Origin of the sequence: Peptostreptococcus anaerobius 653-L (genome assembly GCF_000178095.1) — a bacterium.
GTDB lineage: Bacteria > Bacillota > Clostridia > Peptostreptococcales > Peptostreptococcaceae > Peptostreptococcus > Peptostreptococcus anaerobius.
Map to the genome: position 1 here is coordinate 12,083 of NZ_ADJN01000015.1, position 23,359 is coordinate 35,441.

At 36.9% G+C, this 23,359-nt stretch carries 27 protein-coding genes and 1 pseudogene; 7 read left to right on the forward strand and 21 right to left on the reverse strand.

What is annotated here, in order from left to right; all coding sequences use genetic code 11:
- Positions 1 to 84 precede the first annotated feature (84 nt).
- Positions 85 to 1,029 (forward strand): sensor histidine kinase, encoded by a 945-nt coding sequence (locus tag HMPREF0631_RS01250; protein ID WP_002843000.1) that lies wholly within the window; start codon positions 85 to 87, stop codon positions 1,027 to 1,029.
- A 92-nt stretch (positions 1,030 to 1,121) separates the two neighbouring features.
- A complete protein-coding gene (locus HMPREF0631_RS01255) occupies positions 1,122 to 1,856 on the forward strand; it encodes a LytR/AlgR family response regulator transcription factor (protein WP_002842903.1) in 735 nt (244 codons plus the stop codon).
- Positions 1,857 to 1,858: 2 nt separating this feature from the next.
- Here the strand turns inward: HMPREF0631_RS01255 and HMPREF0631_RS01260 are convergent, their stop codons facing one another.
- From HMPREF0631_RS01260 to purR, 18 genes and pseudogenes are all read right to left on the reverse strand, one after another.
- A complete protein-coding gene (locus HMPREF0631_RS01260) occupies positions 1,859 to 2,599 on the reverse strand; it encodes a MerR family transcriptional regulator (RefSeq protein WP_002842918.1) in 741 nt (246 codons plus the stop codon).
- 207 nt (positions 2,600 to 2,806) lie between these two features.
- Entirely contained in the window at positions 2,807 to 3,016 is a 210-nt protein-coding gene (locus tag HMPREF0631_RS01265; protein WP_002843047.1) for a helix-turn-helix transcriptional regulator, read from the reverse strand.
- A gap of 8 nt (positions 3,017 to 3,024) precedes the next feature.
- On the reverse strand, positions 3,025 to 3,333 hold the full coding sequence (locus HMPREF0631_RS01270; protein WP_002842929.1) for a DUF6442 family protein: 309 nt from the start codon (positions 3,331 to 3,333) through the stop codon (positions 3,025 to 3,027).
- Between the two features lie 183 nt (positions 3,334 to 3,516).
- Complete coding sequence (locus HMPREF0631_RS10090; protein ID WP_002842885.1) at positions 3,517 to 3,912, reverse strand: hypothetical protein; 396 nt, start codon at positions 3,910 to 3,912, stop codon at positions 3,517 to 3,519.
- A gap of 377 nt (positions 3,913 to 4,289) precedes the next feature.
- Positions 4,290 to 6,167 (reverse strand): ATP-dependent zinc metalloprotease FtsH, encoded by a 1,878-nt coding sequence (ftsH, locus tag HMPREF0631_RS01280; protein ID WP_002842955.1) that lies wholly within the window; start codon positions 6,165 to 6,167, stop codon positions 4,290 to 4,292.
- A gap of 23 nt (positions 6,168 to 6,190) precedes the next feature.
- A complete protein-coding gene (gene tilS, locus HMPREF0631_RS01285; RefSeq protein ID WP_002842942.1) occupies positions 6,191 to 7,579 on the reverse strand; it encodes a tRNA lysidine(34) synthetase TilS in 1,389 nt (462 codons plus the stop codon).
- Between the two features lies 1 nt (position 7,580).
- Positions 7,581 to 7,994: a DUF1934 domain-containing protein gene (locus HMPREF0631_RS01290; protein ID WP_002843016.1), complete on the reverse strand. Its 414-nt coding sequence runs from the start codon at positions 7,992 to 7,994 to the stop codon at positions 7,581 to 7,583.
- Positions 7,995 to 8,004: 10 nt separating this feature from the next.
- Positions 8,005 to 8,811 carry a glutamate racemase gene (gene murI, locus HMPREF0631_RS01295; protein ID WP_002842877.1) on the reverse strand — a complete coding sequence of 269 codons (807 nt, stop codon included), beginning with the start codon at positions 8,809 to 8,811 and terminating at the stop codon, positions 8,005 to 8,007.
- Between the two features lie 2 nt (positions 8,812 to 8,813).
- The gene (locus HMPREF0631_RS01300) at positions 8,814 to 9,491 is read right to left on the reverse strand and encodes a GntR family transcriptional regulator (protein WP_002842981.1); all 678 of its coding nucleotides are present in this window, start codon (positions 9,489 to 9,491) and stop codon (positions 8,814 to 8,816) included.
- A complete protein-coding gene (gene ispE, locus HMPREF0631_RS01305; RefSeq protein WP_002843079.1) occupies positions 9,478 to 10,374 on the reverse strand; it encodes a 4-(cytidine 5'-diphospho)-2-C-methyl-D-erythritol kinase in 897 nt (298 codons plus the stop codon). The genes HMPREF0631_RS01300 and ispE overlap by 14 nt, the downstream gene beginning before the upstream one ends.
- A gap of 164 nt (positions 10,375 to 10,538) precedes the next feature.
- Positions 10,539 to 10,796: a Veg family protein gene (locus HMPREF0631_RS01310; RefSeq protein WP_002842995.1), complete on the reverse strand. Its 258-nt coding sequence runs from the start codon at positions 10,794 to 10,796 to the stop codon at positions 10,539 to 10,541.
- Positions 10,797 to 10,973: 177 nt separating this feature from the next.
- Positions 10,974 to 11,192, reverse strand: a pseudogene (locus tag HMPREF0631_RS01315) (family 1 glycosylhydrolase); the annotation flags it as partial.
- A 147-nt stretch (positions 11,193 to 11,339) separates the two neighbouring features.
- Positions 11,340 to 11,834: an SEC-C metal-binding domain-containing protein gene (locus HMPREF0631_RS01320; protein WP_002843061.1), complete on the reverse strand. Its 495-nt coding sequence runs from the start codon at positions 11,832 to 11,834 to the stop codon at positions 11,340 to 11,342.
- A 67-nt stretch (positions 11,835 to 11,901) separates the two neighbouring features.
- Positions 11,902 to 12,600: a peptide arginase family protein gene (locus HMPREF0631_RS01325; protein ID WP_002842920.1), complete on the reverse strand. Its 699-nt coding sequence runs from the start codon at positions 12,598 to 12,600 to the stop codon at positions 11,902 to 11,904.
- 53 nt (positions 12,601 to 12,653) lie between these two features.
- Positions 12,654 to 13,358, reverse strand: coding sequence for an RluA family pseudouridine synthase (locus HMPREF0631_RS01330; protein WP_002842967.1), 705 nt, complete (start codon positions 13,356 to 13,358; stop codon positions 12,654 to 12,656).
- Positions 13,343 to 14,215: a class I SAM-dependent methyltransferase gene (locus HMPREF0631_RS01335; protein ID WP_002843032.1), complete on the reverse strand. Its 873-nt coding sequence runs from the start codon at positions 14,213 to 14,215 to the stop codon at positions 13,343 to 13,345. Before HMPREF0631_RS01335 ends, HMPREF0631_RS01330 begins: the two co-directional genes overlap by 16 nt.
- A 73-nt stretch (positions 14,216 to 14,288) precedes the next feature.
- Positions 14,289 to 14,930: a pentapeptide repeat-containing protein gene (locus tag HMPREF0631_RS01340; protein ID WP_002842923.1), complete on the reverse strand. Its 642-nt coding sequence runs from the start codon at positions 14,928 to 14,930 to the stop codon at positions 14,289 to 14,291.
- Positions 14,931 to 14,932: 2 nt separating this feature from the next.
- Positions 14,933 to 15,781, reverse strand: a complete 849-nt coding sequence (gene purR, locus HMPREF0631_RS01345; protein ID WP_002843036.1) for a pur operon repressor — start codon at positions 15,779 to 15,781, stop codon at positions 14,933 to 14,935.
- 207 nt (positions 15,782 to 15,988) lie between these two features.
- On the opposite strand from purR, the gene murC reads away from it, so the two are divergent.
- Entirely contained in the window at positions 15,989 to 17,344 is a 1,356-nt protein-coding gene (gene murC, locus HMPREF0631_RS01350; protein WP_002842858.1) for a UDP-N-acetylmuramate--L-alanine ligase, read from the forward strand.
- A gap of 58 nt (positions 17,345 to 17,402) precedes the next feature.
- On the opposite strand, the gene arsS is transcribed toward murC, so the two are convergent.
- Both arsS and HMPREF0631_RS01360 read right to left on the reverse strand, forming a co-directional pair.
- A complete protein-coding gene (arsS, locus tag HMPREF0631_RS01355) occupies positions 17,403 to 18,383 on the reverse strand; it encodes an arsenosugar biosynthesis radical SAM (seleno)protein ArsS (protein WP_002842961.1) in 981 nt (326 codons plus the stop codon).
- Positions 18,384 to 18,414: 31 nt separating this feature from the next.
- Complete coding sequence (locus HMPREF0631_RS01360; protein WP_002842954.1) at positions 18,415 to 18,756, reverse strand: arsenosugar biosynthesis-associated peroxidase-like protein; 342 nt, start codon at positions 18,754 to 18,756, stop codon at positions 18,415 to 18,417.
- A 254-nt stretch (positions 18,757 to 19,010) separates the two neighbouring features.
- Between HMPREF0631_RS01360 and HMPREF0631_RS01365 the strand changes: the two genes are divergently transcribed.
- The 4 genes from HMPREF0631_RS01365 to HMPREF0631_RS01380 all read left to right on the forward strand — a co-directional run bounded on the left by HMPREF0631_RS01365 (position 19,011) and on the right by HMPREF0631_RS01380 (position 22,354).
- Positions 19,011 to 19,304, forward strand: a complete 294-nt coding sequence (locus HMPREF0631_RS01365) for an NAD(P)-dependent oxidoreductase (protein ID WP_002842862.1) — start codon at positions 19,011 to 19,013, stop codon at positions 19,302 to 19,304.
- 11 nt (positions 19,305 to 19,315) lie between these two features.
- Positions 19,316 to 20,554: a DUF1015 domain-containing protein gene (locus HMPREF0631_RS01370; RefSeq protein ID WP_002843024.1), complete on the forward strand. Its 1,239-nt coding sequence runs from the start codon at positions 19,316 to 19,318 to the stop codon at positions 20,552 to 20,554.
- A 228-nt stretch (positions 20,555 to 20,782) separates the two neighbouring features.
- The gene (aroF, locus tag HMPREF0631_RS01375) at positions 20,783 to 21,589 is read left to right on the forward strand and encodes a 3-deoxy-7-phosphoheptulonate synthase (RefSeq protein WP_002843001.1); all 807 of its coding nucleotides are present in this window, start codon (positions 20,783 to 20,785) and stop codon (positions 21,587 to 21,589) included.
- A gap of 207 nt (positions 21,590 to 21,796) precedes the next feature.
- Positions 21,797 to 22,354: a biotin transporter BioY gene (locus HMPREF0631_RS01380; protein WP_002842859.1), complete on the forward strand. Its 558-nt coding sequence runs from the start codon at positions 21,797 to 21,799 to the stop codon at positions 22,352 to 22,354.
- Between the two features lie 200 nt (positions 22,355 to 22,554).
- Here the strand turns inward: HMPREF0631_RS01380 and truA are convergent, their stop codons facing one another.
- On the reverse strand, positions 22,555 to 23,286 hold the full coding sequence (gene truA, locus HMPREF0631_RS01385) for a tRNA pseudouridine(38-40) synthase TruA (RefSeq protein WP_002842978.1): 732 nt from the start codon (positions 23,284 to 23,286) through the stop codon (positions 22,555 to 22,557).
- Positions 23,287 to 23,359: the final 73 nt, after the last annotated feature.

Sequence of the window (23,359 nt, forward strand, 5' to 3'; positions counted from 1 at the left end):
AAAATCCAGCAAATAAAGAACCTTGCTATTAAATTTTCATTCATATATAATTATAGTAGTATCAGATAACTGGAGGTTGGGGACATGGGTGAAAATTACAATCAAATTATAAATGCTATCCTAATTTCACTGACTATTATAAGCATCAGCTATTCATTATTTGCTTGGCTGAAGACCAAGAGCCTAAAAAATGAAATAAAGGTCATGAATGAAGACCTACATAAGACCGAGCTAGTCCTAGACAACCTCAATAAAAGGGTTGATAGCCTCAGAATAACTAACCACGAAAACAGAAAAAATATCAGACTGATAAAAGAATTGGCTGACCAAAATAAGTGCAGTGATATAGTTGAATTTATAAATGATAACCTTTCAAATTCACATTGTAATGAACTATCTGATACGCATAATAAATTATTTTTACAAAACATAGCACATTTAGACAGTATATCAAATTTTGAAAACTCAAGTTCTGACAAAATACTAGATTACAATAACTTGAACTCATTCAAGGAAACATATAAGACCGATTCCTCAAAAGTATTAATAATAGCAAATTCGGTGATGGAAACCTGCTCAAGAAACAATATAGATTATAAATACTATATCGGCGATCCAAATATGGTCATAGGGGTAAGCTTCTCCGACCTAAATTCAATCATAGGCAATATACTAGAAAACTCAATAAGAGCACTTAAAAACAAGGAGATTGCTGGTGAAAATAGACGTATAGATAAGAGTAGCAGTTCTAATATAGATACTAGTTCTAGTAAAAATAATACAAGATATATAAGAATGAATATATACGATGACACTCTAGCCTACTTTATAGAAATCACAAACAACGGACCACAAATAGAAAATATAGATGCCATCTTCAAAAAAGGCCATACAGATTCTAAAAATCCTGATAGGGGGCTAGGCCTATATATCTGTAAAAGTCTTATTGAAAAATACAAGGGACACATCTATGTAGAGTCCAATAAAATAAATACAAAATTCACGATTATAATACCAAAAGATTTTTAGGTAATATAGCTTTAAATGGCCTATATATTTATAGGACTTATATCTCTAAAAACTCTAGGTATTTAATACAGTTATTTATATGGGGAGAACAAATGATATTATTAGTGTGTGATGACAACAAGAAAGAACTAGAAAAAATAAAAAATATAGTCAATGAAATCAACTACATAGATCATATATACGCCTGTAAAAATGGTCAGGAGATGATTGATATAGCTAAAAACAATCCTGTTGACCTCATAATCACAGATATTGATATGCCAAGTGTAAATGGCATTGATGCTGTCGGCAAGATTAAAGAAAACTACAGACAAAATGTGAGAGTTATCTTTATGACAGGATTCCCTGAGTATTCAATCAAAAGTCACGACTATAGACCTGTTGATTTTATAGTAAAACCCATCGATACAAACCGCCTTTTAGAGTCTATATCCATAGCCTATGATATGATTGAATCTTATAGACTTTCAAACCAGGCAAGGGTATGTGACACTATTTTCATATATAAGTTCAGAAAATCTACCCATATGATAGACTACGATAATATACTGTTTTTCGAAAAAAATGGGCGTAACATAAATATAATTTTGGATGATGATAGCAGCCTTTCCTACTATGAAGACTTCACAAAACTTCAGGAAAGACTGCCTCTACTTTTTTTTAAATCATCATCTAAACATATAATAAACCTAAAAAAAGTATATAAGATATCTCCACTTAGCAGGACAACTATGAACATTTCCTTTAAGAATAGTAATCTAAAAGCCGTGCTCAATAAATCTGTAGAGGGAGATTTTCTGTATAGGTACCATAGGGCCAAGTATTAAGATTATCTAGCCAATCCTTTATTTACATATGCTTGAACTGAATCACATACATACTGGGCAGTACCTTCACCAAACTTGTCTATATTTTTCTTAAATTCATCATCATAGACATAACCATATGCAATTTGAGAGAATACTTCCAGACTGCAATTAAAGGCAACATCCCTGATATGCTGGTGTAGTCTCCTAGCCAGCTCTATATTTTTATCTTCTTCTACTGGTATATCCTTTGATAGGTTGTCGGCAAAAGAGAAGAATATCTCGTTGAAAACATCCACGACTTGATTTTCAATACCCTTTTGCTTTTCATAGGCTTCCTCTACGACACTACCATACTTTTCAACCGCCTGGTCCTTATACTTTAAATTATCCTCATAAGTAAATCCCTTAAACTTGTCTTCTACTTCCATATCTAAGCCTCCCTTTCTTGATTTGATAGTTTTTTCTAGAGTGGATATTAGGGTTAGGAGCCTATTTTTTTCCTCGTTCATTAGCTTTAATTGATTTTCTAAGTGTCCTAGGATCTCACAATCATCTTTATGAATTAAATTTTTAATATCATTCAAACTAAAGCCCAAATACTTGTAATATAGTATCGTCTGTAACAAAGACATATCATCTTCCGAATAATACCTATATCCATTATCCTTTTTCTTTGGACTAAGAAGTCCAATCTTGTCATAGTGCTGTAAAGTGCGCACCGATACACCACTAATTTCACTCGCCTTTTTAATCAAATACAAAAGACCACCTCCTAACAAGTTTAAGTATAAACTATTACCTTAGGTGATGGTCAATAATAAAATATTAATTTTTTTATACTTTTTATAAAACCTAAATAGTAGGAATAAAACCACTATGGGCAAAATAAAATCAAGCTATTAAAAATAGTAAAAACAATCTCTAAATTAAAGCTATTTCCCATTTCAACAAGCTCCTGAGAATATAATTTAATCAAAGTAAAAAATATCTTCAAATTTCTTTTCTAAAGCTATAGCAAGTATAAGAGCCAATTTGGCAGTGGGATTAAACTGGCCAGTTTCTATGGATGATATAGTATTTCGAGATACACCAACCATATTGGCAAGATCTGTTTGAGATAGACCAAGCTCTTTTCTTATATCCTTTAACCTGTTTTTTAACTGCAAATTATATTTCATATCTACACCTACAAACTAGTCACATAAAGGTATAACATGCAAATTAAAAATCCCACACAGAATATGCCTCCAAATAAGCTTAACTTGCTGCGCCCATACCAATAACTTGCACAAACTGTACCCGTATTTCCTGCAAATAATATGGCAAATATAGAATAATCAACTCTCTTATCCGATAACATATTAACAATTAGTACAAGGGCTATAATAGCCATCATAAATTTAAAGCCCCATTTATAGCCCTTTTCTTCAATATAGATCTTACCTTCATCTTCTTCCGCTCTCCTGACCCTTTTCAATAATTCATCCCTATCCATTAGATACCTCCTTATAAAATAACAAGTATACTTGGCATTATTATATATTTTACCAAGTACACTTGTCAATAATAAAGATTAAAAAAGAAGGTGTATTAGAACACCTTCCACAACTCACATATCTAGTCTTTAATTTGAAATTATAAACCATAAAATCATCTGCCGAGTATAATTTAAATCCAATTATTTCTTATAACACATTCCTATAATCATTCCTAGTACCATACCAATCGACATTCCTATTGCTAAATTATTTTCACCTAATGTAACTCCAGCTGCTGTCCCCAAACACATACCAATACTCATTCCTTCAGACATATAATTGTCTTCTTTTTGATTTTTATCATCACTCTTTGATTTTTTCTTTGTAAAATTAATAGTAAATACTGCCACAAGACTTACTAATATAAAAGGTAGTACAATTTTTATAATTTCCACTCCACAAATCCTCACAATCATGTTCATTGACTCTAGCACTAAACCTGTAAATGGAATAGTAAATAACAATACCATTACCAGCAGATATGCCAATTTTGTTCTCAAATTCATTTTCTCAATCTTATTTGCGATACTACTCATAATATCACCTACTTTATAAATTTCCTAAAAATAAAAGTTCCCATCCATAATCCTATTATATACTATATACCTGATCATAGGAACCCTTGTTAGACTTACAACTAGCCAAGTATCGAAGCTATAAATACAAAAATGGTATATACCTATCTACTAACAAATTACAAAAAGAGTGCTTTACAAGGTCTAAGCAAGATTCGTGAAGAATTTCTAATATATCGATTTGAGATGGAGCGACCGAAAGCGACCCGGACCGCCTTGGCGGGCATTGAGCTTTCAGCGACTCGAAAATCCGATATATTTAATTCTTACACGACTTGCTAGACAAGGCAAGCACTCTTTTTAATTTCAACAATAGGTATATACCATTTTGTTAATATTTATCCTTCAATACCAGGCTCGTCCTGAGTCTCAACAAGAGCTTCATCATTGCTTTCAAGCGGCAATCTCATTTCGAATGCCTCCTCAAACTGCTTTCCATCCAATGTCTCGTACTCCATCAGTGCCTTGGCTATATAGTCCAACCTATCCTGGTTGTCCCTCAATATATTTCTTGTCTTTTCATAGGCATCTGTCACTATAGTTCTTACCTCTTCATCAATAGCAGCTGCTATTTCTTCTGAGTATTCCTTAGTGTGACCTATGCTATTTCCTATAAATACTTCATCACTTGATTCAAAAGTTCTAGGTCCAAGCTTTTCACTCATACCATACCTAGTTATCATACCCTTAGCAATGGCTGTAACCCTGTCTAGGTCATTTGAAGCACCTGTAGATATATCGTCTAGGTTTAGTTCTTCTGCAACCCTACCAGCTAGTAAGACTATCAGTTCCTGCATCATTTCGCCCTTTGTAGTATAGTACTTGTCTTCTGTAGGTAGCTGCATAGTAAATCCACCTGCCATACCCCTTGGTATTATAGTTACCTGATGAACTGGGTCCATTAGGTCTAGTACATGAGCACACACTGCATGACCACCCTCGTGGTATGATGTAAGAAGTCTTTCCTTGTAACTGATAACCCTTGATTTCTTGGCTACACCAACTACAACCTTTGTGATTGACTCTTCTATCACAGCCTGTGATATCTTGTTCTCTTTTCTTCTAGCAGCTAGGATAGCAGCCTCATTCATGATATTTTCAATATCTGCTGGTGTGAATCCTGGTGTAGACTTGGCAAGTACCTTTAGGTCTACATCTTCTGCTAGAGGTTTTTTCTTTGAGTGAACGCCAAATATGGCCTCTCTGCCCTTTACATCAGGCTTGCCAACTACTACCTGCCTGTCAAAACGACCTGGTCTAAGTAGGGCTGGGTCTAGGATATCTGGTCTATTAGTAGCTGCCATGATGATTATGCCCTGATTGACACCAAATCCATCCATCTCAACCAATAGCTGGTTAAGTGTCTGTTCTCTTTCGTCATGTCCACCACCAAGACCTGCACCTCTTTTTCTACCAACAGCATCTATTTCGTCTATAAATATGATAGCTGGGGCATCCTTTTTGGCCTGTTCAAATAGGTCTCTAACTCTTGAAGCACCTACACCGACAAACATCTCAACAAAGTCTGAACCAGATATAGAGAAGAATGGAACTCCTGCCTCACCTGCTACAGCCCTTGATAGGTAGGTCTTACCTGTACCTGGAGGTCCCACCATCAATATTCCCTTTGGTATTCTGGCCCCTAGGTCTAGGTACCTCTTTGGATTTTTCAAAAAGTCTACTATCTCCTGAAGTTCTTCCTTTTCTTCATTTAACCCTGCAACGTCATCGAATACAACCTTGTCATTTTCATCCGGCTTATGGACCTTGGCCTTAGACTTGGAGAAATTGGCCATCTTGCCACCTCCACCACCGGTCTGGTTCATAATCATAAAGAAGGCAAATACTGTAAAGCCCAACAAAAGTAGGCTTGGCAACATCTCCAATATCCATGGTGTCTCTGGCTTTGGCTCTGCATCCACCTTTAACTGGTTCTTCTCTATGCCCTTTAATATTTCATTTGATAGGGTGTCTCCCCTCAATTCACTAGGTATATAAGACTTGAACTTTGTCTTTCCATCCTTTAATACACCCTCTATGCTAGTTCCTTCAACTATGTGAACTGAACTCACCTTGCCATCCTTGATTTCCCTATATATCTTAGAGAACTCCATCTCCTTGGTCTCTCCAGACTTGGCTCCTGTGTAGTTTATTATAACTACTATCATGACCAAGATCACTAGGTAAACACTGGCACCTCTTAGTGTCTTTTTCAATAATTTTCCCTCCTTAAGGTAATTTATATTTTATCTTCCAACCTAAATTCTAGTATTCTCTTTGTATCTTCATCGACCTTATAATCGACGCTGACCCTATGGCCACATACTGCCACCACAGTGTTCCCATCCAAGAGAATCGGTACATAAGATCTTTTCTCCTTAGGCAGTTTCATACTTATAAAAAGGTCCTTTATTTTCTTACTTCCACCTACCAACCTTATTTTATCACCTTGGCGTCTATTTCTCAATCTAAGTTTGCCCTTTAATTTATCAATATCTATATACTGTATCCCATCTTTTATCTTGTCCTTGTCAAACTCGTCTATGGTAATAGTCCTTGTCTTAAATACCTTGCCTATCTCTCTTACAAAGACCTCTTCCTCACTAGCTACTTCATAGTCATATCTGGCCTCTTCGTAGACAAGGGCTTCCTTGGTAAACAATAAATAGTCTTTTTTCCTGTAGACAATCAGTCCCCTAGGAAGGTCTATCTGCTTGTCTATCTTAGAGTCATCTAGCAGTCCCAGCACATCATCAAAGTGTTTCTTGTCAAATGACTTCACGCTTGAAAGTATGTCCTGTATCGCCAAAATCACCATCCTAGACCTTATGGCCTCGTGTTGGTCTCTTACTTGGTCTGTAAAGAGATATACTCCATTTGTATATTTTTTGCTGGACATCTTGTAGGCTGCCTGAGCCTGGGAGTCTATATAGTCATTGTCCATCCTCATACCCCTAGACATTCTTACTAGGGTCTCTATTATATTTTCATTGAATTCATCCCTCATATATGGGATTATATTCAACCTTATCTTATTTCTTGAATATATGGCCTCTAGGTTGGTTGAGTCTATCCTAGGTGTAAGAGAATGGTCTTTGCAATAGCTTTCTATGTCAGACCTATCTAGGTCTAGTATAGGTCTTATTACTCCATCTGACCTAACATAGTCCATACCACTGAGTCCCTTTATTCCAGTCCCTCTCATAATCCTCATAATGACAGTCTCTGCCTGATCATTTTTGTTGTGACCAACTGCTATCTTATTGGCTCCTATCCTATCCTTGACCTCCTTAAAGATCATATACCTTAGGTTTCTGGCCCCATCTTCAAGTCCTAGACCATTTTCACTGCAGTATTTGGGTACATCTATGGACCTAATAAAGCAGGCTATACCTAGCTTGTGGCATAGCTTTGAAACATATAGGGCATCTAGGTGGGCATCCAGTCCTCTAATCTGATGGTTTAAGTGGACAGCGTAGACCCTTATATTCATTTTTAGGGATAACCTGTGTAAAACATGGAGTAGGCAGACAGAGTCCGGCCCTCCTGATAGGCCTACTATTATCCTGTCGCCTTCCTCAATCATATTATTTTTGGTAATTGTATCTAATACGGTATCATATACCATCTTAATCCTCCGTCAAAATACTTATATCTATCCTGTTGTTGGCCTTCATAAGATCTGTAACTTCCATCTTGTAGTCAAGACCCATCTTTATTTGTCTATCATCTATCTTCTTTGATAGCTTGTATGTATACAGGCGCATATCGAATACTCCATATGGTGTCCTGTAGGGAGTCCTCTGCTCAAACCCCTCTTTAAATATCATCTTTGTATTGACCTGTCCAAACTTGATTATGGTAACTATATCTCCAGATATTTTGATAGTAGTCTTTGAGATCTTGACCTTGTCAAATTCATCGAAAGAAACGAATATATCTCCGTTTTTATCAACCCTCTCGCCCCTATAAAATGCCTCTATGGTCTGTAGTTGACCATCTTCAAGAACTTGGTTTGTCTTTATTTTCAACTTTACCTTCATAACATATCTCCTAGAACCTGTGTATCTCTACCTTCTCTAGGTCTGTAATCTCTTTTTTCATAAACTCACTAGCTACCTTAGAGAACTGCTCATTGATATCAGATACATAATACTTGCATACCCCTTCATCAGCCTTATCATTTAAAAGATTTGCCTGATTTAAGATTTCTTTGAGTTCAAGGGCTGTTTCCTTGGCTGGATTTATAAGTTTTATCTCCTGACCTACTGCCATACCTATAGTCCTCTTTAGGATTGGATAGTGGGTACATCCCAGCACTATGGAATCTACTCCCTTTTCTACCAATTCATCTAGATACATATGGGCTGCTGTCGAAGATATCTCTTCATTGGCCCAACCTTCCTCAACTAATGGAACAAATAGGGGACAAGCCTTGTCTATAACCCTGATGCTCTCATCCATTGATCTTATTGTGTTTACATAGGCCTTTGAATTTATTGTTCCCAAAGTTCCTATCACACCTACTACCTTGTTGTTAGTATACTCTACTGCGGACCTGGCCCCTGCCTCTATAACACCTATAATAGGCACATTATATTCAGCCTTGGCCTCTTCAAGTGCCCTTGCTGTAGCTGTATTACAAGCTATGACTATAGCCTTTACATCCTGTTGGATCAAAAAGTTTATAGCCTGGAATGTATACTTGATTATTGTTTCCTTTGACCTAGGTCCATATGGCACCCTAGCCGTATCTCCAAAATATACAGTATCTTCATTGGCTAGTCTTTTGTGGATTTCCCTTAGTACTGTAAGTCCACCAAGACCAGAATCAAAGACCCCTATTGGTCTATTATCCATAATTACACCGTTTCGTCTTGCATCAATTCTTCAATCATAAACTGCTCAGCCTTTTCTATATGTTCTTTGGCTAAGGACTCTGCAAGATCTGCCTTTCCTTTTTTAATAGCTTCTATCAGTCTATTGTGTTCCTCAACTATGTTTACAGCTGATGCATAGTCTGACATATATTTCAATCTGAACCTGTATACAGTCTCCCATATAGAGTTCATCATACTTATCAGTCTTGTGTTTCCTGATGCCTCAAATATGCAGTTATGGAATTCTTCATCCTTTCTCAACATATTTTCAACATCGTTAAGACAGACATATTCTTTGAGTTCTTGAGATATCTTCTCCAACTTGTCTATCATGTCCGGAGATATTCTTTCGGCTGCATAATATGAGCCTATGCCCTCAAGACCTATTCTAACCTCAAGTATGTCTATTAGTTCTTTCTTGCTTATGTTGGCTACATAGGCTCCCTTTCTAGGCAACATTATAACCAAACCTTCTAGTTCCAACTTCCTTATAGCTTCTCTTACAGGTGTTCTACTAACACCCAACTGTTCTGCAAGCTGGATTTCCATAAGCCTTTCTCCTGGCTTTAGAGTCCCCTCTATTATGGCAGAACGTATATTTTCAAATACCAAATCTCTCAATGGCTTGTAACTATCCATTGTCAACTTATTTATTCCCACAGATCTCAACCCCCTTATTGCTGATGCTCGTGACATAAGTCTGTACATATCCCTCTCTCAGGATAGATGCACATTTTTTAGCCTTGTTCTTATCTTTAAATATACCAAACACAGCAGGTCCACTGCCAGTCATCATAGATAGGTCAGCTCCCTTGCTCATCATTATCTTCTCAATATTTCTTACATCGTGACAAAATGACCTCGTCACTCCTTCTAGGACATTGGACATAGATCCTATGACCATATCTATATCATTATTGGCTAGACCCTTTTCAATAGACCTGTTGTCAGGTCTTCTCTCAGGTTCCCTATCCAAATACATAGCGTCATACATCTTGTAGACCCTCTTAGTCGATACAAAGTCCCTAGGTTTACATACAAGTAGGGAAAAGTCTTCTTTCAAGGTATCTAGAACCTTTAGGTCAGTCCCCCTACCATAGGCAAGGGCTGTACCCCCTCCAAAACAAAAGGCTATATCAGAACCCAATTCCTTTGATAGGTCCATTAAGTCTTCTTGAGATACTCCCAACTTGAATAACTCATTGATACCAACAAATACAGCAGCAGAATCTGCGCTACCACCAGCCATACCTGCTGCCATCGGTATATTTTTCTCTAGAAATACTTCTATACCGCCACCTATATTATAGGTGTCTTTCATTAACTTCCACGTCTTGTAAATAATGTTCCTCTTATCAGTAGGTACCTCAGAATTGGAGCACACCAACTTGAAAGAGGACTTTGTCTTTCTAATTATTATATAATCTGATAGGTCTATGGACTGCATGACCATTTCTACATCATGGTAGCCATCGTCAAGTATGCCCTTGATATCTATAGATAGGTTGATTTTTGACCTAGCTCTTAGCCTGATACTTTCCATGTGATCCTCCAATCTTTTTGTATACCTTACACAAAATTCTATTGAATATTATACCATAAAAATTACTAACATGTTATAAATAATGGACTATAAAGTTATAATAAAAAAACCACCCAAGCTTTTTAGGTGGTTTTATTATTATAATTGGTAATTATTTCTTTTCGTTAACAAGGCTTTGGACTTGCAAATACCTTTATTTTAACATTTTCTGTAAGTAGGTCTGAGTATGAATATGACACTCTCTCATAGTTGTCATCTCCACTACCAACCTTTATCACAAACACGCTTGGGTATACTGTTTCAAGTACACCTTGTTTAGTAACAATTTGTTTCCTACCTTTATTCGCCTTGAGCAAGACCTTCTTGCCCACATACTTTTCAAGAGTCTGTCTGATATTGTCTAATGTAGCTGTTGTTGCCAAAACATCACCTTCCTTCGTGTGTATACAATATTATAACAGAAAAAAGGCTATACGTCAACTATATATTTTACAATATCATACTTTATTTGTCAACTAAAAATATACTTTTAGAATTGATTTTTTATATTTTTTTATATACTTTTATTACTTACAAAATAAATTTTCTCCATTAGTAGAGATTACTTCCTTGTACCTAGTATAAAAATCTATGGCATCGTGGTTTGGATAGTACTCAGTACCCAAAACACCATCAGTAATTTTCCTCTCAAGTCCGTGTGCACCAGCAGTCATAACATCTATTACGCTTGGCTTTTTGCCACCCTTGTCCCATCCACCCTCTAACTGGTGGGCTGCAACTGCACCTCCCCATAGGAAGCCCTTTGGAAATATACTCATATTATAGCTCCTTTTCAACTAATAAATAATCACTTAAAAAACAAAGGAGAAAGAAGACACATAAACACAGTTCTTCTCTCCCCACTTAAATTTAAATATATCCACCATCAAATAAAAATACTGTAGTTATGGTTGCTAGTACCTAGACTACTTACCACAACATTTCTTGTATTTTTTTCCACTACCACATGGACACTGGTCATTTCTTCCAATTTTTTCTTCTTTTACGATAGTCTTAGCCTTGTTGTGGTCTCTCTGGATCTTCTTTCTTAAACCAGCATCAAGAATGTCGTCCCATCCCTTTAGGCTTGACAACCAATGAGCTTCAACTTCTACCATATTAAAGTACAACTTTTCCCAGTCTATCTTTATGTTTATCTGTGTATCTTCTTCAATCTTTTCAAGCTCCTGAGGCATTTCTATAGACTCATTGATACCGTCTAAGAATCCCATAAATGTCTGGCTGTTTGTATTGTACTTGGCTGCAAGTTCACTTACCTTACCAGCGATTATCTGTGTCTTGTTGTTTAATACTTCATTGTATATGCTAGTTTCATCTCTTAGGAATTCTTCCCAGAACTTTACTTCTGCCTGTTCATCAGCATGGTTTTCACTAGCTTTTCTCCACTGTTCAAATAACATATTTTAATCCTCCGTTTAATATCCAATAAATATTTTTCAACCATTATAATAACATATTTTATAACTTTTATCTAGAGAAAATCATCTTTAAGACCTCTATTGCCCTTTTCTGGTCTATAAAATATGGACTAGTAGCTATTGTAATAAAATCTGTGTTCTTTACATAACCTATTACACACTCCAACCTCTCGTCGAATCCTATATAGTCCATGTCCTCAGAAAAGAAGTCCAGGTCCAGGTCCAGTATATAGCCATCTGGTCTTTTGGCTGACATAGAATATGTTGAATCTATTATATACAAATCTTTAAATATGCCCCTTTCCATGGCTGGCTTTATAAAACTGCCAACGTTTAGGACCTCTGTAGTATACCTTGCAACATCGACTAGGTCCTCAAAATCCACCTCATAATTATCAGGCTCCCTGGTATCCTTGTGCTGGTCTATATGAACAAGGTCTATTCCCCTATCAAACTTTCCCTCCTTAAGACCCTTGGCCCAAAAGTAAAATGAATGGTTGTGGTTGTCAAATAGGTATACCTCTTTGTCACCGACTTCTTTACACTCTAGCTTGTATATCTTGTCTAGCCCCCTACATATTTTTTCCTCTCCCTCTTCTAATTCTATAAAAGAAGGATGTTGAGCTAGTTTAACTCCATCGAGGTCTGATACAATAATCTCTGGAACATATATTTTCTTATTTAGCCTAGCCTCATAAGAAAACTTGTTATTACCAACTGGTTTTTCTATCCAAAATCCTCCGTACATAAGCCCTCCTCATAAAATTATGGGGCCATCTAATGACAGCCCCATCAAATATACTAAAACATAGTCCAAGGATATTCCTTAGGAGGTCTAGACCTAAATACCATGGTCTCCTTGGTAGTAGGATGAACCAACTCAAGCCTAGTAGCCCAAAGAGCGATTTGTTGGCCCTTTTTAGCCACTTTCGAGTATCTCTGGTCACCATACAGGGCATACTTTCTAGAAGCGAACTGAACCCTTATCTGGTGGGGCCTTCCTGTATGTAAATCTATCTCTACAAGTGAATAATCCTTTTTATCTTCTGGAGATATACTAGAATCCAATAACCTATATGATAGTCTTGCTTCCTTGCCCCCATTAAAGGACTTATCCACACACCTAACCATGTTTTTATTGGTGTCCTTATATAAATAATCCACAAAGTCCCCAGCCTTTGGTGGATTTCCGTTTATTATTGCCTGGTAGGACTTTTTCATAGTCCTAGTCCTTACCTGGTCAGAAAGACGAGAAGCCGCCTTTGAAGTTCTAGCAAATACCATCACTCCACCAACTGGCCTATCTAACCTGTGGACCAAGCCCATAAATACAGCTCCTGGTTTGTTGTACTTTATTTTTACATATTCCTTACACATGCTCAGCATATCTACATCTTTTGTATTGTCAGATTGGGATAGGATATTTGGTATCTTTTCCACAACCAAAAGATGGTTGTCTTCGTATATTACCTTTAAATTTGTATCCATATCTATCTTTCTTCCCATCTACCAAATATACCACATGGTAGAACAGTTTTAGACTTTGAGCAAGCAAGACCTACTTCACCTGAGTAAATCTTTCCACCCTTTGCCTTTCTTCCTATAGTAGCACCTAGGACATTTTCTAGGACTATAGGTGAAAAACCTGTAGTGTATGAGTTAATCAGGAAGAATAATGGCCTATCTGATAGTATCTTCATGCACAAGTCTACAAATTCATACAGCTTGTCCTCTATCTTCCATACTTCTCCCTTAGGCCCCCTACCATATGAAGGTGGGTCCATTATTATAGCATCGTACTTGTTGCCACGTCTTACTTCTCTTTCAACGAATTTGAATACATCGTCTACTATAAATCTCACCTTCCTGTCCTTTAGACCTGACAGTTCTAGGTTCTCCTTGGCCCAATTCACCATTCCCTTGGCTGCATCTACATGGCATACCTCAGCACCTGCACTCGCACAAGCCACACTAGCTCCCCCAGTATAGGCAAATAGGTTTAGCACCTTTATAGGTCTTTTAGCAGATGATATCTTGTCCATCATCCAGTCCCAATTTGCCGCCTGCTCAGGAAATAGGCCTGTATGCTTAAATCCTGTTGGCTTTATCTTAAAAGTCAACTTTCCGTAATTTATAGTCCACATTTCTGGGTACTTGTTTATCACTTCCCAGCTTCCACCGCCCCTATTTGACCTGTGGTAGTGGCCATGTGGGTTCTTCCATAGACCTCTTTCATTGGCTATAGGCCATATAACCTGTGGATCTGGTCTCCTAAGGACATACTGACCCCATCTTTCTAACTTTTCTCCACCACCTAGGTCTATTAATTCATAATCTTTCCATTTATCTGCTAAAAGTAGCATCTATTACCTCCATATTACATATACACAAGGGCTTATTTAAATGATTTTACAAGCCCTCTACTCTCTATCTGTCTTACATATATCCAAGTGCCTCTTCCTTGGTCATCCAAAAGTGGATTCCATGGGATGAATCCAACCACCTATCCTCATTGTAGGAGTCAGCTACTACCACCTCTCCCAATCTGTAGACAAAGTCCGCGTCTACAAAGGATACTGCTTCAGTATAGTGACCACTTCCATCTAAGTTGGTGATTGCAAGGACCCTAGCCCTGTCACATCTACAAGCACTTGTGGTCGATGAACACCTCTTGGAGTCTTTCAAAATCAAGAGGGTAACCAACCTGTCATTGAAACACTTTTTATATCCAATAAAATAGCCATCTTCAGGACAATGCATCCTAAAATGCTTGGTTCTAGGACTGTCCTTGATACCGTCCAAAACTGCATCCAACAAAATAGCCCCTGTAAAGTCAGTCCCATCACAGTTTGAATTTGACAGATTACAAGTCCTAAAATCTGCACCCTTGAAGCTAGCCTCCACAAAAGATGCGCCCTCAAAGCTTGTATTTCTAGCCTTAATATTGTCTAAAATAGCACCATCAAATACAGCTCCATTAAAATTTACATTTTCAAACTCAGACCATGAAAGGTCAAGGTTTGAAAAATCAAGGCCGCTTAAATCTAGTGTGTGTTTACAAACTATGTTGAATTTCATACCTAATTTTCACCTTCATCCTCAACATTCCTGTACTCATTGTTAAATGTCTTAAGATTTGGGCTAACCTTTATTTCGTTGTCAACTATATCTAACTCAAGTAGTGATATGTAGTTGTTCACTAGTTTCTCTTCAGGCTTGATTGTAGATATAAATACTCCTGTACCAACAACCTCTGTGTTAAACTCCTTCATCAACTCTGTCATACCCTTGATAGTACCGCCGCCCCTCATAAAGTCATCTATAATAATAACCTTACTTCCTGGCTTTAGGGCCTTTGAAGGAAGTGACATTGTCTCTATCTTAGAAGAAGAACCTGTTACATATGTCATTGAAATTGTAGGTCCCTCAGATACCTTGGTATTTTTCCTTATGATAACTAGGGGTAGGTTCATTGCCTTGGCTGTCATCAGGGCCATAGGTATACCCTTTGTCTCCATAGTAACAACACAGTCTACCTCGCTGTAGTCTATATTTGATGCAAAAATTTCTCCTATCTTATATACCACATTAGGATCATATATAAGGTCTATTAAATATAGGAAGCCTCCTGATAGGATACGCCCCTCTTCCTTTATTCTTTCGCATAGACTTAGAAGGAAGTCCTCATTTTCTTCCTTTGATGTCTTTGGTATATACTTTACTCCGCCAGCTGCTCCTGAGATAGTTATAACTTTACCAAGTTGTAGCTTTTCAAACACGTTTTTTACCACTATCAGGTCTTCACTAATCGTAGACTTGGCAGCGTTAAATTGGTTTGTGAAGAAGCTCAGCGTAAAGATTTTATTAGGATTGTCAGATAATATCTTTACTATCGCCCCTATTCTTTCATTCCTCTTAAATTTGTTCATCTCAACCTCCATAGATTCTTTTATTAAATGTATGCTTATTATTTATCATTTGAACTTTATTTGGTTTTTTATGATATAATATATTATCATATTAAAGTTAGTAATTTCATATACTATACACTTATATGATGCTGAACATTTTAATATTATACCATATAAAACGTTCGATTAATATATTTTTTTATAAAATTGGGGGAGGACATCACTATGAATGTACATTTTATAGGAATTGGCGGTATAAATATGAGTGCCCTAGCAGAAATCTGTATCAATAAAGGCTATAAAGTCACTGGTTCAGATATGCAAGATTCTTATCTAATCGACCACCTAAGATCTTTGGGCGCAAAGGTCGTTATCGGTCAAAAAAAAGAAAATATTACAGATGATATCAACATGGTAATATATACTGCTGCTATTTCAAACGACAACGAAGAGTTCCAGGCTGCTAAGGAAAAAAACATCCTTATGATAAACAGAGCGGCATTTTTGGGACAGATAATGAGAGAATACAAAAACTCGATCGCAGTATCTGGTACGCACGGAAAGACAAGCACAACTAGTATGCTATCAACTATATTTAACCATGCAGAAAAGGACCCTACAATCCTAGTAGGAGGAAACCTGTCTACTATAGGCGGAAATGTGAGAATAGGAAATTCTGAACACTTTATAACTGAAGCCTGTGAGTATGTAGATAGCTTCCTTAACTTCAATCCATTTATATCTTTGGTACTAAATATAGAGGAAGACCACTTGGATTATTTCTCCGGACTAGATGAAATAAAGGCATCTTTTAACAAGTTTGGTAAGTTACTTCCAGAAGACGGATTCTTTATCATAAACGGAGACAGCGAAAACACTAAGGACATCACATTTGATGTAAAGGCCAGTGTCATCAGATTCGGTCAAAAAGATACTAATGACGCCATCATATCTGATATTAGTTACGACGAAAATGGCTATGCAAGATTTAACCTTAAATACAAGGGTGCTGCTCTAGGTAGGTTTGACCTTAGTATCTATGGCCTACACAACGTTTACAATGCTACAGCTGCTATAGTAGCTGCCATAGTATCAAATATAGACATAGACACTATAAAAGAAGGTATCAAAGAGTACAAGGGTGTTGGCAGACGATTTGAGAAAAAGGGTGAATACAAGGGTGCTCTAGTAATAGATGACTATGCCCACCATCCAACTGAGATCAAGGCTACACTTGCATCTGCCAAAAATCTTAAAAAAGACAAGATGTGGGTTGTATTCCAGCCACACACATACACTAGGACAAAAGCTCTTTTCGATGAGTTCTCACAGGCATTCCATGCAGCAGACAAGGTAATAGTTGCAGATATTTATGCAGCTAGAGAGCAGGATCCTGGAGATATAAATTCAAAGATGCTAGTTGAAAGCCTATATACAAACCATGTAGATGCTATCTACCTACCATCTTTTGATGATATAACTAACTATCTAAGAGAAAATGTTGGACCTAATGATATGGTCATCACTTGTGGTGCCGGTCCTATATTTAAGGTTGGAAACAGCCTACTTGGAATAGAATAATCACATTTATTAAAGGACCCTGGTAAAATTCCAAGGTCCTTTTTAAAAATACTTATTTTTACTCTGCTGTAGCTCCTCCACAGCTAGATCCTGCCCCAGCTGTACAAGCATAACAGTGCTTTCCTGTTGCAATTTCCCTGACTTCTAGGTCTCCCTTAGCTAGGTCAAATATAGTTGTATTACCTTCTACCTTCATGTCAACTGCCTGGTTGAAATCACAATCATATATATAGCCATCCCATGATATAGACACCTGGTCTCTACACATCATATTCTGGACAGCTGCTGGGTTAAAAGCATAATACAGACTATCAAGATATGTATTTAGGTTGCCTGATAATTCTAAGAAATCTCCAAACCTTCCAACTGGATTGTTAGTGATCGTATATAAATTATTGAATACTACACCAAAATTGCTATATAGCCTCTCTCTGTATAGGCTAGTCATAGAAGCCTGTGATGGTGGCAAGAATGCTCCACCTGGATTGTATACTATGTCAAGGATTAGGTCTTTATCCTTTCCATACCCCAAATCATTAAGAGTATTTAAGACCCTCATAGACTTTTCGAATACACCCTCACCCCTCTGTATGTCTGCATTCTTCTTAGTGTAGAAAGGTACTGAACAGACTACATTTACCTTGTTCTTCTTGTAGAATTCTGGTAGATGCTTGTAGTTAGGTGCTAGAAGAATTACAAGGTTAGTTCTAACTATTACCCTCTCTGCTATTTTTGCACTTTCTTCAACAAACCATTCAAAATCTGGGTTCATCTCAGGAGCACCACCAGTTATATCCATTGTTTTAAATCCATGCTTTTTGAAAGCCTCAAGACAGGCCTCTAATACCTCTCTTGACATTATCTCAGTCCTATCAGGTCCTGCAGATACATGGCAGTGTTTGCAAGTCAAGTTGCATAGTCTACCAACATTCACCTGCATAACTGACAACTTTTCGTGTGTTTTTAACCAATCTTTATTTGTGACTGTATCCTCAAAATCAGGAACACTCACTTTTTCGTTTAATTCTTTTATATCCAATTATTTCCTCCTATTTCCTCGTATACTTTATCTATTTCATAGTCAGTTTGTTTGATATATTCTTACTCTGTACACCAAATGCAAGAGTTGCACCGGCCTTGATAGCAGCCGCCACATGAATTGCTTCCATAATCTGGTCCTGGTCACATCCATGTCCAAGTGTAGCATTTGTGTAAGCATCTATACAATAAGGACATTGAACAGTATGAGCTACTGCAAGAGCTATAAGAGACTTTTCCCTAGCTGTTAGGGCACCTTCATCAAATACATTTCCATAGTACTCAATAAATTTATCCCATAATTCTCCTGAGTCTTCACCTATTATACCTGCACCGAATTTAGCAAGGTCTTCTTTTTCAAAATAAAAATCCATAATATTAACCCTCCTTATACTTATTAAGTATATTATACCATAAAATGGTATAAAGGTTTAATTATCGAAATATTTGATGTATTTAATTTTTGTATATTCAACTTTATTTTTAATTAATTAATCTATATATTTTTAAATATGTATCCTAATAATTATACCTATATCATCTACAATAGAATACATATTTAACTGCACTTTATTTTATTAATATTGACTATATTGCAAGTTTTTTATATATTTTTTCAACGTTCAACATGGATTGTTTCAAAAAAATGAAGGATACAGCCTACCTGATCAACTGTGCAAGAGGAGGTATCGTTGTTGAAGAAGACCTATTAGAAGCTCTGGATATGGGTATAATAGCAGGAGCATCATTAGATTGTTTTGTAGGAGAGCCACAACCTAAAAAAGAACTCATAAGGCACCCCCTTGTAAGTGTAACACCTCATATAGGTGCCGCTACAAAGGAGGCTCAAGAGAGGATTGGCCAAGAAATTGTAAGTATCATTCTTGACCACTACAAAATAGAAAATGAAATGGTCATATAGGAGGTAATATAATGGTTAAACTAAGAGCATTCAAGGCCCTAAGACCTAGAGAAGACCTTGTAGAAAAAATAGCTGCCCTACCCTATGATACAATGGATACCCATGAAGCTAGGCTTATGGCAGAAGGCAATCCCCATACCTATCTCAAGATAGATAGGGCTGAAATAGATCTTGAAGAGACTATAGATATACATGATGATAGGGTCTATGAAAAGGCCAAGGAAAACTTAGATATATTTAAAGCCAAGGGCTATCTTATAAAAGATGAATACCCTAGTATCTACATATACAGGCAGATAATGGATGGTAGGGTTCAAACTGGCCTTGTAGCCTGTGTAAGCATTGATGACTCTATAAATAATATAATAAAAATCCATGAACATACAAAACCAGACAAGGTTGAGGACAGGACCAAGCACATAAGATACTGCCAGGCCCACACAGGAACTATCTTGCTTACCTACCATGAAGATGAGAAAATAAACAAGATAATAGAAAATGAAACTCTTAAAATGCCGCTCTACAGATTCACTACGGATGATAATATAAGTCACACAGTTTGGAAGCTAGAAAAAGAGTTGGGACAAAAAATAGAAGAGTTGTTTGATAAGAATGTAGGGGCCCTATATATAGCTGATGGCCACCATAGATCAAAGTCTGCAGTGAACTATGCAGTTAGTATGGAAGAAATTGACCCAGACTACAATCCTGACAAGGAATACAACTACTACCCTGCCGTGATTGCTCCAAAGAACCAGCTATATGTGATGGACTACAACAGGGTCTTAAGAGACCTAAATGGACTTGACAAAGATGAATTTTTTAAGGCAATCAAAGAAAATTTCTACATAAGTCCACAAGATAAAGCCTACAAGCCGGACAAAAAATATACTTTTGGCATGTATATAGACAAAAAGTGGTACAAGCTGGAGCTTATAAACCTAGATCGACTAGGAGATGACACTGTCAAAAACCTTGATGTGAGTGTTCTTCATGACTTACTTATAGAGCCAATTCTTGACATAGAGGTCCCTCAAAAAGATCCTAGAATAGACTTTATAGGTGGTATTAGGGGACTTGGAGAAATAGAGAAAAAAGTCGATTCAGGTGAATTTGTAGTAGGTTTTTCCCTATTCCCTACTGGTCTTGAAGAGCTTATGAGGGTAGCTGACGAAGATAAAATCATGCCAGCCAAGTCTACTTGGTTTGAACCAAAGGTGAGGTGTGGTCTCTTTGTCCATGAATTCTAGAAGGCTTTATGGTTTAGTTTTAAAAGACTTTACGGTCGAGTTTTATAAGGCTTTATGGTTGAATTCTAGTTGTCTTTATTTATAGGGAAAGATAAATTCTTTTGCCTATTGAAAAACTTATTTGAATAATTTCCTCAAATCATGTATTATTTATTGTGTCATTTCTGTATAATATGTATATATGATACGGATAAGAGTATATAATAAGTGAACCTATGGAGGAAATAAATGATAGATAAATTAAACAAGTCAAGTCGTTCATACAAGCAGGACGACACCGTTGTAAGACTTGGTGACTTGAAAATTGGAGGAGGCAACCTTATTGTTATGGCAGGTCCCTGCTCAGTAGAATCAGAAGAACAAATCATTGAAATAGCAAAATCAGTCAAAAAATCAGGAGCACAAATCCTAAGGGGTGGAGCCTTTAAGCCAAGGACTTCTCCCTATGATTTTCAGGGTATGAAGGCAGACGGCCTAGACCTACTTAGTCTGGCAAAGAAAGAAACAGGCCTTTACCTTATATCTGAAATAGTAGCCGCCAAACATATAGATATGTTTGAAGATGTGGACATACTTCAGGTAGGAGCTAGAAATATGCAAAACTTTGAGCTCCTAAAAGAATTGGGTAGGTCCAAAAAGCCAGTCTTGTTGAAGAGGGGCTTTTCAAATACTATAGAGGAATGGCTATCTAGTGCTGAATACATTATGACTAGTGGAAACGAAAATGTCATCTTGTGTGAAAGGGGAATCAGGACCTTTAACACTTTGACTAGGAATACACTAGACCTAGCATCAACTGCCCTAGTAAAGCAAATATCCCACCTGCCTATAATTGTTGACCCGTCTCATGGAACTGGTAGATCTAGCTTGGTTGAGCCAATGGCACTTGCAGCAATTGCAAGCGGTGTCGATGGACTGATTATAGAAGTCCACAACGATCCAGCCAATGCCCTAAGTGATGGTGACCAGTCAATAAGGCCGGATGAATTTGACCAGCTTATGAAAAAGGCAGCTAGGCTTAAATCCATTTTATAGGTCTTGTATCCCTGTTAAAGTTCTACTTAGCGGTCTATCTGATAGGCTTGAAGTCTTTAAATAAGTATATAAGGTATAAAAATACAAAAGCTATTGTAAACTTTTTAATTTTATGGTTTACAATAGCTTTTTTTAGTGGTAAAATATGCTTATAACATTTGTAAACCTAATTTATAGTATAGGTTTACTATACAAAGGAGATATTTTATGAAAAAGAAATTTTTAGACACAAAAACAATGATCTTATGTTCATTATTCACTGCCCTGATAGCCATAGGAGCTTTTATAAGGATACCACTTCCTGTAACAGTATTTACAATGCAGTTTATATTTGTCCTACTAGCAGGACTCCTACTAGGCTCAAAAAGAGGGGCCTTGTCAGTATTTATGTATGTTCTAATAGGATTTGTGGGATTTCCAATATTCACAGAGGGCGGAGGACCAACTTACCTACTAAAACCTACTTTTGGCTACCTACTAGCCTTTATCCTAGCATCCTATATAGTAGGATATGCCAGGGAGAAATACTCGACTAAAAAGTTTGCCCCATTATTTATAGCCTGCCTAATAGCCATGGTTATTACATATGGATTCGGTAGCTTTTATACATATATAATCTTGAACTATGTAGCTGGTAGCCCAATACCTTACTGGGCCTGTATAGCTAGTCTATTCCCAATAACAGCAATCAAGGACATAGTCGGATGTCTTATTGCAAGTGTGGCATGCCAGAAGTTGAGTAAGTTTGTAGATATTGAATTTTAGTTACATATAATACGGCACCTAGTCTCATTAGGTGGGTGCCGTATTTATGTTTTACAAAGTCAATTTTGTATTCTATTTTTAGAAAAGTATATCACCTTTAGGGTGATATTTTCATGTTTTTAGATGCATATATAACCTTCAAGGTGATATATTCTTCGTTTTCATAAAAAATATCCCCCTAAGGGGATATCCTCTCAATATCAATATTCAACTTCTTTTAAAAACAAGCCCTGTGGCGGAGCTGTATGACCAGCCCTCCCCCTGTCCTTGGACTCCAATATATCCACCATAGAATCACCAATATGTCCACGTCCCATGTCTACCAAGGTTCCTGCTATAATCCTAACCATGTTGTAGAGGAATCCATTACCAGTCAGTTCCAAAACTATAAGGTCTCCCTCTTCAAATACTTTTGCATCGTATATTTCCCTTACAGTAGTCTTAACCGATGATCCACTAGACATAAATCCTACAAAATCATGGACTCCAACCAATCCCTTGACCTCTTTTTTCATCCTATCAAGATCAAGCGGGCTCTTTACTTGGTAGCAAGTATCCTTGTAAAATGGTGACCTAATCCTAGATGGATATATCTGGTACCTATAGGTCTTATTGTGGGCAGAAAACCTCGAGTGAAAATCTTCATCAACCTCTACCGCTTCTAAAACAGCTATATCTTTTGGCAACTTATTGTTGAGCACTTCAGGAATCTTGTCTATTGGTATAGTGGTTTCGACCTTGAAATTAGCCACCTGACCAAGGGCATGGACTCCGGCATCAGTCCTGCCAGATCCTGTAACATCTATCTTACTAGCAAATACCTTCTGGCCTGCATATTCGAGCTCTCCCTGAATACCTAGAGAGTCTTTTTGCCTCTGCCAACCACAGTAGTTGGTCCCCTGATATGCAACTTTTATCCTTATATTCTTCATCTATTTCTCACTTTCATCACGTATTTTATAATTTAAAAGCAAATTATTATCTCAAAATTTCATCTACCTACTA

Coding starts and splice junctions, on each gene's coding strand:
- ispE (WP_002843079.1), bottom strand. CDS start 10,374: ATGGAAAGTATCAGGCTAAGAGCTAGGTCAAAAATCAACCTATCTATA.
- HMPREF0631_RS01270 (WP_002842929.1), bottom strand. CDS start 3,333: ATGGATAGGGATGAATTATTGAAAAGGGTCAGGAGAGCGGAAGAAGAT.
- murI (WP_002842877.1), bottom strand. CDS start 8,811: ATGGATAATAGACCAATAGGGGTCTTTGATTCTGGTCTTGGTGGACTT.
- murC (WP_002842858.1), top strand. CDS start 15,989: ATGAATGTACATTTTATAGGAATTGGCGGTATAAATATGAGTGCCCTA.
- HMPREF0631_RS01380 (WP_002842859.1), top strand. CDS start 21,797: ATGAAAAAGAAATTTTTAGACACAAAAACAATGATCTTATGTTCATTA.
- HMPREF0631_RS01290 (WP_002843016.1), bottom strand. CDS start 7,994: ATGAAGGTAAAGTTGAAAATAAAGACAAACCAAGTTCTTGAAGATGGT.
- tilS (WP_002842942.1), bottom strand. CDS start 7,579: ATGGTATATGATACCGTATTAGATACAATTACCAAAAATAATATGATT.
- HMPREF0631_RS01250 (WP_002843000.1), top strand. CDS start 85: ATGGGTGAAAATTACAATCAAATTATAAATGCTATCCTAATTTCACTG.
- HMPREF0631_RS01340 (WP_002842923.1), bottom strand. CDS start 14,930: ATGAAATTCAACATAGTTTGTAAACACACACTAGATTTAAGCGGCCTT.
- aroF (WP_002843001.1), top strand. CDS start 20,783: ATGATAGATAAATTAAACAAGTCAAGTCGTTCATACAAGCAGGACGAC.
- purR (WP_002843036.1), bottom strand. CDS start 15,781: ATGAACAAATTTAAGAGGAATGAAAGAATAGGGGCGATAGTAAAGATA.
- HMPREF0631_RS01320 (WP_002843061.1), bottom strand. CDS start 11,834: ATGTTATTTGAACAGTGGAGAAAAGCTAGTGAAAACCATGCTGATGAA.
- HMPREF0631_RS01360 (WP_002842954.1), bottom strand. CDS start 18,756: ATGGATTTTTATTTTGAAAAAGAAGACCTTGCTAAATTCGGTGCAGGT.
- HMPREF0631_RS01335 (WP_002843032.1), bottom strand. CDS start 14,215: ATGCTACTTTTAGCAGATAAATGGAAAGATTATGAATTAATAGACCTA.
- HMPREF0631_RS01370 (WP_002843024.1), top strand. CDS start 19,316: ATGGTTAAACTAAGAGCATTCAAGGCCCTAAGACCTAGAGAAGACCTT.
- HMPREF0631_RS01325 (WP_002842920.1), bottom strand. CDS start 12,600: ATGTACGGAGGATTTTGGATAGAAAAACCAGTTGGTAATAACAAGTTT.
- HMPREF0631_RS10090 (WP_002842885.1), bottom strand. CDS start 3,912: ATGAGTAGTATCGCAAATAAGATTGAGAAAATGAATTTGAGAACAAAA.
- HMPREF0631_RS01330 (WP_002842967.1), bottom strand. CDS start 13,358: ATGGGAAGAAAGATAGATATGGATACAAATTTAAAGGTAATATACGAA.
- HMPREF0631_RS01255 (WP_002842903.1), top strand. CDS start 1,122: ATGATATTATTAGTGTGTGATGACAACAAGAAAGAACTAGAAAAAATA.
- HMPREF0631_RS01265 (WP_002843047.1), bottom strand. CDS start 3,016: ATGAAATATAATTTGCAGTTAAAAAACAGGTTAAAGGATATAAGAAAA.
- HMPREF0631_RS01365 (WP_002842862.1), top strand. CDS start 19,011: ATGGATTGTTTCAAAAAAATGAAGGATACAGCCTACCTGATCAACTGT.
- truA (WP_002842978.1), bottom strand. CDS start 23,286: ATGAAGAATATAAGGATAAAAGTTGCATATCAGGGGACCAACTACTGT.